This window comes from Deltaproteobacteria bacterium CG11_big_fil_rev_8_21_14_0_20_42_23 (assembly GCA_002796345.1).
Lineage (GTDB): Bacteria > UBA10199 > UBA10199 > 2-02-FULL-44-16 > 2-02-FULL-44-16 > 1-14-0-20-42-23.
Window position 1 is genome coordinate 1 of sequence record PCXC01000069.1, and the last position, 7,670, is coordinate 7,670.

The window sequence follows — 7,670 nt, forward strand, 5'->3', positions numbered from 1 at the left end:
ACTCCTGCTGAGGTCTTCTTGAACCAAGTGTTGCACTTCGAATGTGAATCCACATCCCCGCTTTCGCGAGGATGACAAAACAAAATATAGACTCTTAAGGCAACAACAAGCCCAAGCGGTTTTCTTCCTCAGCTTTATTTTGCAGCTTTAAGTCTTGAGCGGTGTTTCCGTATTGAGGAAGGGCGAAGCCGATGGCTTTTGTTTTTTCGGAAATATTTTCTTGAAAAGTTTTTACGTGATGAAGTTTGAGAATTTCTTCGCAGTCTTGTAAAACTTTTGCTTCCGTTTCTTGATTTTCTTTTGTTGCATCATCAAACAAAACTTTAAAGACAATAAAATTTCTTTTTGTCATCGCCTGCAACGTGATGTGGGATGTGGCTTTCTGAAGAGCGTAATCAAAAAGAGAAGTGAGCGCGTGCTCCAATGCTTCTTCGTCTGCAAAGAGGTAAGGAAGTTTTTCATCGTATTTACTTTCGAATGAAATGTCTTTGCTTAAAGTGATCAATGAAAAGTTTTCGCAAACTTGCGCCAACACTTTTGTGCTTTCAATTTCTTTGATGCGCACTTCTTTTTTCTGCATATCAACTTTATTTGCATCAAGACGTGTGTTGATTGCTTTTATCACGCGTGCCGCAGTGTTGTTGATAAGAGTGACACACTTTTTTTGCTCACGTGTGAAGTCGCCTTTTTCGCGTTCTTTCAGCATTTCAGCGGCAGCCTTGATGATGGTGAGTGGCGAACGTAAATCTTTTGCGCTTGCAGCAAGAAGCTCATCTTTGATGAGGCCTAAATGTTTCAGCTCTTCGTTTTTGTGTGCAAGTTCCCAGGTTTGTACTTTCAGCATTTCGTAAAACTTGTTTCGTTCTGTAATGTCTTGCGCAACACAAATAATATGCGAATGTACATGTTCTTCGCTTTCAATGACAGACGTAGAAAACAGAATGGGAAGCTTTTTCCCGTTTTTCTTCAGCAAAAATTTTTCGCTTACTTTTTCGTCTTCACCTGCCAAAGTTTTTCGAAGGCGAAGCCCGTTTTCAAGTAAGGTTTCTATTGGTTTTCCCAGCAGTTCGTCTTCTTGATAGCCTAGAACTTTGAGGGTGGTTGCATTTACAATTTCAATGTTTCCGTTTTGATCCAACACAATTAAAATGTCAGCCATCGCATGCAAAATGCTGTTGATGTAGCGCTTTGCAAAGACTTCATCTTTCAGCACTTTGCTCAAACTGCTAACACTTTGTGCAAGTTCTGAAATTTCGATTCCCACTTCTTCAGAAAATGAAATATCGTGAAGCGCTTCAGGTTTTTCTTGGTGAAGGTGAAGCAGCGCATTTATTTTTTTAATCGGATCAACCCAGATTTTTTTGAGGTACCGCCACGTTGAGCGAAGGGTAACAAAAAGGGAGAGCGAAAAGAGAATGATAAACAGATCGCGAAAATAAATGCTCTCTCGAAGAGGTTGTGGAAGGTTTGGGTTGGAGAGACTGTCTCCAAAAAGTTGCTGAGGACAGAGGAAATACACCACAGCCCCAATGCCAGCCAGCACAAGAATGTTTTGCAGATCTTTCAGTTTAAAGCGATTTTTCATACCCCATCCCCCAAATAAACGTTCCACCACCTCTTTTGTGGTGCAATGCACCTGCCAAAACACCCATGTATAACAGTTTGAAATATAGAGTGTTTTATACCGATGGGTTAAAAAATATACGTTTTTTGTGTTTGTTTTGAGAGGATGGTCAAAAAAACACGCTTTCTAGGGCGGATAACGCCATTTGCCGTAGCTACGAGCCCACAGCGAAATATTTGGCTTGAGGATGGTGGAAGACGATGGCGGAGACGCTGGCTTCGGGGTCCATCATGAAGCCTTCGGTGAGTTGAACACCAATGGTTTCGGGGTGCAAAAGATCGAAGAGAATTTTTTGATCTTCCAGTTGTGGGCAGGCTGGATAGCCAAAGGAAAAGCGGCAACCGCGATACTTTGCCTGGAAACGTTCCATCATGGTGATGTTTGCTTTGTCGGCAAAGCCCCAGATGCCGCGAATTTTAGCGTGAAGCAATTCGGCGTAGGCTTCTGCTGTTTCAAGTGCGATGGCTTGAAGTGCATGTGACTTAAAGTATTTGCCTTCGTTTTTCCATTGCTCGGCAAGTTCACGAACGCCTGTTCCGGCAGTGACGACAAAAAGGCAAACAGCGTCTTGTGCGTTTTCGGTTTTAAGTGGTGCTGTAAAGTCGGCTAAGCACCAGCCATTCTCTTTTTGCTGGCGAGGGAAAGTGAGGGAAGTTTTTTCTTCAAGCTTTCCATGCGGGTAAAGATTGAGGGTATTGCTTTCACTTGCTGCAGCAAAAAATTGATAGAGCGCTTTTGGTTGCAGAAGTTTTTGTTCGCGAATTTCATGTTTCACTTCTTCTACTTGTTCCCAAAGTGCGATTTGTTTTTTCCCTTCTTCCGTTTGAGAAAGTTCAGAAAAATCTTTGTTCCACAATTGCTTTACCACTTTTCCCTTCATGCCCAAGTGACGGCTGTAGAGCATGAGTGGATTTAAAAAACTCCAAATCTGTTCAAGAGGTGTGTTGAGAATGGTGTGGGCTTCAAAATCTTGAACTTCGGGAAACTGGCTTAGAATCTCAATCTCCGAAGACCTTGTGGTTGGAGTTTCCACTTTTTTTATTTCGGGTTTTATTATTTTTGCCGCATCACTTTGTTTTTCGTGTAAGCGCGTTTTGAGTTCTTCAAAAGATTTTGGATTGATAATTTTTCTGGCAAGGTCCAAACCATTCATTGCATCTTTGGCGTAGAGCACGGTTCCTTTTGGATAGGATGGTGCAATTCTGTTGTTGGTAAATTCTTCAGAAAGTGCGGCGCCACCAACCATGACAGGAAGATCAATGCCAGCGCGGCAGAGATCGTCTGCGGTAAGTTGCATTTGCTGAGCAGATTTTACCAATAATCCGGAAAGACCGATGATATCTGGCTTGTGTGAGCGAACAGCTTCAATGAGTTGATCGGATGGAATTTTGATTCCAAGGTTTACGACTTCAAAACCATTGTTGCTTAAAATGATGTCGACTAAATTTTTTCCAATGTCGTGCACATCACCTTTTACAGTAGCCAGCAAAACTTTTCCTTGAGAGCTCGTTTCACTTTTTTCCATGTGCGGCTTGAGATGATCTACAGCGGCTTTCATGGCTTCGGCACTTTGTAATACTTCGGCAACGATGAGTTCGTTGTTGTTGAAAAGGCGACCTACTTCATCCATGCCCTTCATAAGTGGACCGTTGATGATTTCAAGAGGCTTCATGGTTTGAAGCGCTTCGTCCAAATCTTTGTAAAGCCCATCTTTACTGCCTTCCAAAATATAAAGGGGAAGGCGTTCTAAAAGTGGAAGAGAATCTTTGTGAGAAGTTTCTTTCTGCGCTTTCTTTCCACGGAAAAAGGCGGCAAACGCTGCGATGGGGTCGTCACCTGTGTTTGCGAGGAGATGATCGCACACTTCAAGTTCTTCTTTGCTGATGCTTGCAAAGCGTGTGAGCATTTGCGTGTTGACGATGGCAAGGTCTAAACCAGCTTTGACGTTGTGATGAAGAAAAACAGCATTCAGCACTTCACGACCAGCAAGCGGCAAACCAAAGGAAACATTGGAAATGCCGAGGACGGTTTTGCAGTTTGGCAACGCTTCTTTAATGAGCCTTACGCCTTCGATGGTTTCTATGGCTGATCCTGCATATTGTTCATCTCCAGTTCCGCAAGGAAAAACGAGAGGATCAAAATAAATATCTTCTTCAGGAAAGTCATATTTTTTGGTGAGTAATTCATGCGAGCGTTTTGCAATTTCAAGTTTTCGCGCTCGGCTTACTCCCATGCCTTGTTCCGGGTCTTCATCAATGCAACCAACCACAAGAGCTGCACCATATTTTTTTGCAATGGGAACTACCTTTTCAAATCGTTCTTCACCATCTTCAAGGTTTACGGAATTGATAATTGCTTTTCCCTGGCAATAGGTGAGGGCTTTTTCAATTACTTTTTCATCGGTGGAATCGATCATGAGCGGAACTTTAACTTTTTGAATTACTTTTTCCAAAAAGTTGATCATGTCGCTCAGTTCGTCTCTGTCTGGATTTGCGAGGCACACGTCTATAATGTGTGCGCCAGATTTTACTTGGGCTTTTGCAATTTCGCTGGCTTCATCAAATTTTTCATCGATGATCATTTGTTTAAATTTTCGCGAGCCAATTACATTTGTACGTTCGCCCACCATCATAGGGCGTTTTTCGTCGCTCACTTCTAAAAATTCTACACCAGATAAATAGGATCCTTCGAGAGCTTGAGGTTTTCGAGGAGTTTTTCTATCGGCAAGGGCTCGAAAGGCTTTGATGTGTTTTGGAGTGGTGCCACAGCATCCGCCTAAAACGTTGATCCAGCCTTCATCACAGAAGTATTCCAAAATGGTGGACATGCTTTCTGGTGTTTCGAGATAGCGGCCATCCATGTCGGGAAGTCCTGCGTTGGGAATGCAGGCAACCGGGAAAGCGCTAAGGGCTGCAAGCGAGCGAATGTGATCGGTCATAAAGTCTGGGCCGGTGGCGCAGTTGATGCCGATGTATAAAAGGTCAAAATGTGAAAGGGAAATAGCGAGCGCTTCAATGTTTTGGCCAGCTAGCATAGCGCCCATATTTTCGATGGTCCCGGAAACCGCCATGGGAAGCGGAGTTTCCACTTCTGAGTTCAGTTTTTCAATGGCAAAGAGTGCAGCTTTAATGTTGCGCGTATCCTGACAAGTTTCGATGAGAAAATAATCGGCGCCGCCATCGTAAAGGCCTTTTGCTTGGATGTAGAAATGATCGATGAGTTCATCGAAAGTAACGCCGCCCGTAACAGAGATGGCTTTTGTCGTGGGGCCCATCGAGCCGCAAACAAAGCGCGGCCATGTTTCTGTGCTAAAAGCATCGGCTTCTTTTCTGGCCAGTTCTGCTGAGAGTTTGCTGATTTCATAAGCCTTGTCTTGAAGCTCATATTCAGCTAGCACAAGTGGCGTGGAGCCGAAGCTGTTGGTTTCGATAATATCGGCGCCAGCTTCTAAATAGCTGCGGTGCACGGTTTGAATGACTTCGGGCTTGGTGATGAGGAGGTTTTCGTTGCAGCCTTCTAAATCGGGCCCGCCAAAGTCTTCTGCGGTGAGATTCATCTTTTGCAATTCAGTGCCCATGGCACCATCAAGCACTAAAATTTTTTCCGAAATCGCCTTTTTTAAGGCTTGTACGCGTTCTTTTCTGTTCATGTGGTCTGGGCAAGTATACTGTTTTTTCCCCCATGGCAAGGCTTTTGGTCTTAGGTGCTTTGAGAAAGGAATGTTGAGAAACTACGCAACTCTTTTCATTATGAGCCGATAATGGGAATAAGGGGCTTTCATCTACTTTTTTGGAGAAATATGGCTATTTACACGGTAAAACCTGGAGATACTTTAACTAAGATTGCGCGTCGATATGATATTAAGAATTGGAGAAGCCTAGCTCAAGCAAATGGTATTGAAGGTGACAAAATTTGAGTTGGTCAAAAATTAACTATTTCTTCTGAAAATCTAAGAACTGCACACCACAAGCTCGCTGAGGTAGTTCAAGGAAAGGGAAGTGGGAAAGCAAGAAGAAGCACCACCACCCTTCACCCTGCAAAGAAGAGTGTTGGAAATTGTGCGCCAAAATCTCAAAAAGGAGAACTTGTTCTTGATATCCATAATGCAGATCCAAAAGAACCTCTGCAGGTTCACTTTACAACAGATCCAAATGCAATTTCCCAAGGAACAATATTCTCTTCTTTTTCGAAGACTGGAGAGAAAGAAGGCGTTTTATCACTTGATATTGTTTTTGATCAAAGTATCGATGAGGCACGCGATCGAGGTTTAGCTGAGCAATTAAAAACTGAATATGAGATTGCTGATGAAACGGTACGTAGCTTTGATGAGGCTGTTGAAAGAAGCCTTCAAGGGTTAGATCCTGAAATGCGAGAGAGAATTGCGCAGCTCTCTATGCCTATTCCAGCTATACATGACACCGATGAGAGCTTTGACTATAACCGCACACAAAGTGCGCGACCAACAATTCGTATTGTTGGAGAAAATGGTACAGATTTAGGCGTTCTTAAATTAACTGAAGAGGAATTAAATGATGACGGATCAGTGTATTATTTAAGAGCGTCTTTTAGCTTAAAGGCAAAAGTACATCTAGGAACCGAGTATAAGCTTGAAATTACTAACAGCGCAGGCGTCAAAAAAGTTATTACGATTAAAACTTAAGAAACTATCAATGTTTTTAGAGCTTCCTTTTTATTTTTTTAGGTGAATTTTGTAGAATTGATCTTTTATTCTTGAACTTCCCTTTATTTTCTTTACTCACTCTCCTCATGCTTTCTCTCTACATCCATATTCCGTATTGCCTGGTGAAGTGTGGCTACTGTGATTTTCATTCGTTGCCGACGCAAAAAAAGGAAATTCCGCATGAAACTTATGCAAAGGCTTTGTTGAGTCAACTTCAGCAAGCGTGCTTGCAGCATGGCTTTCAGGGCAGAGAACTTGTAAGTATTTTTTTTGGTGGGGGGACACCGTCACTTATGGGGGCAGATTTGTTTGAGGCCGTTCTGAAAGAAGCCAAAAAATTATTTCAGCTTTCATCCGATATTGAAATCACCACAGAAATGAACCCCGCAACAGCAGCATACGATTGGCTTAGCGAGGTACACGAAGTTGGTGTGAATCGTGTGTCCATTGGCATTCAATCATTCCAACCGCACTTGCTCAAATTTTTAGATAGAGATCATACAAAGGAAGATATTTTTACGGTGTTTGATGATGCAAGGCGAGCTGGTTTTGAGAATGTAAGCTGTGATTTGATTTATTCCATTCCATCGCAAACAACACGTGAAGTGGAAGAAGATGTGAAGACAGCGCTTTCGTTTTCGCCTTCACATATTTCAGCGTATCAGCTTATTTTTGAACCGGGTACTCCACTTACGCGAAAGTATGAGAGTGCCGAAGCCAAAAAACTTCCCCCAAAACTTGATGATGAACTTGCGCTAGAGCAATTTCGTTTAGTGGCAAAACTCATGAATGATGCCGGTTTGCCGCGATATGAAGTTTCTAATTTTGCACAAGTTGGTTTTGAATCCAAACACAATCAACACTATTGGAAATATGGAGAATACCTTGGATTAGGAAGTGGTGCTGTTTCATTTGTAAAAAATCATGATGCTGCAAAAAACTTTTTTGCACGCCGTGGAACCATCACACGAAATGTTCATCATTATTTACAAGGTGACTACGAATGGAAAGATGTTGATGAAATAAATCGTGATGCTGCGATGAGCGAATTTTGTTTTCTTGCTTTACGTACTCGGGAAGGTATTGATGCAACTGCGTTTGAAGCTTGCTTTGGAAAAAAACTCAATGAAGTTTTTGAAAAACAAATTAAAAAATTTATGCAAGAAGGATTGTTGATAGCCAACGAAAATCATTTCACCTTGAGCGATCGAGGTATTGAAGTTTCCAATTATATTTTTCAAGATTTTCTGCTTTAAGAGTTGTGTTTTTCTGTTTGTATCTTGAAGTTGAATGCGAATTATGGATCCCCTAAATTCACAAACGAAGTGCAACACTTTATGGATAAGGTGTTGCCATGGGAACCTA

Annotated in this window: 6 protein-coding genes; 4 read left to right on the top strand and 2 right to left on the bottom strand. The window is 42.2% G+C overall.

Translation table 11 applies throughout. The features are described from left to right. Positions 1 to 94 precede the first annotated feature (94 nt). Both COV43_08255 and metH read right to left on the bottom strand, forming a co-directional pair. Entirely contained in the window at positions 95 to 1,585 is a 1,491-nt protein-coding gene (locus tag COV43_08255) for a hypothetical protein (GenBank protein PIR24847.1), read from the bottom strand. Positions 1,586 to 1,778: 193 nt separating this feature from the next. Beyond that, complete coding sequence (gene metH, locus COV43_08260; GenBank protein PIR24848.1) at positions 1,779 to 5,273, bottom strand: methionine synthase; 3,495 nt, start codon at positions 5,271 to 5,273, stop codon at positions 1,779 to 1,781. 111 nt (positions 5,274 to 5,384) lie between these two features. Between metH and COV43_08265 the strand changes: the two genes are divergently transcribed. The 4 genes from COV43_08265 (at position 5,385) to COV43_08280 (ending at position 7,561) form a co-directional block, all read left to right on the top strand. Beyond that, entirely contained in the window at positions 5,385 to 5,540 is a 156-nt protein-coding gene (locus tag COV43_08265; GenBank protein ID PIR24849.1) for a hypothetical protein, read from the top strand. Positions 5,541 to 5,622: 82 nt separating this feature from the next. Further along, on the top strand, positions 5,623 to 5,895 hold the full coding sequence (locus tag COV43_08270) for a hypothetical protein (protein PIR24850.1): 273 nt from the start codon (positions 5,623 to 5,625) through the stop codon (positions 5,893 to 5,895). Between the two features lie 95 nt (positions 5,896 to 5,990). Next, on the top strand, positions 5,991 to 6,284 hold the full coding sequence (locus COV43_08275) for a hypothetical protein (protein ID PIR24851.1): 294 nt from the start codon (positions 5,991 to 5,993) through the stop codon (positions 6,282 to 6,284). Positions 6,285 to 6,355: 71 nt separating this feature from the next. Further along, positions 6,356 to 7,561 (top strand): hypothetical protein, encoded by a 1,206-nt coding sequence (locus COV43_08280; protein ID PIR24852.1) that lies wholly within the window; start codon positions 6,356 to 6,358, stop codon positions 7,559 to 7,561. The last annotated feature ends 109 nt before the right edge of the window (positions 7,562 to 7,670 follow it).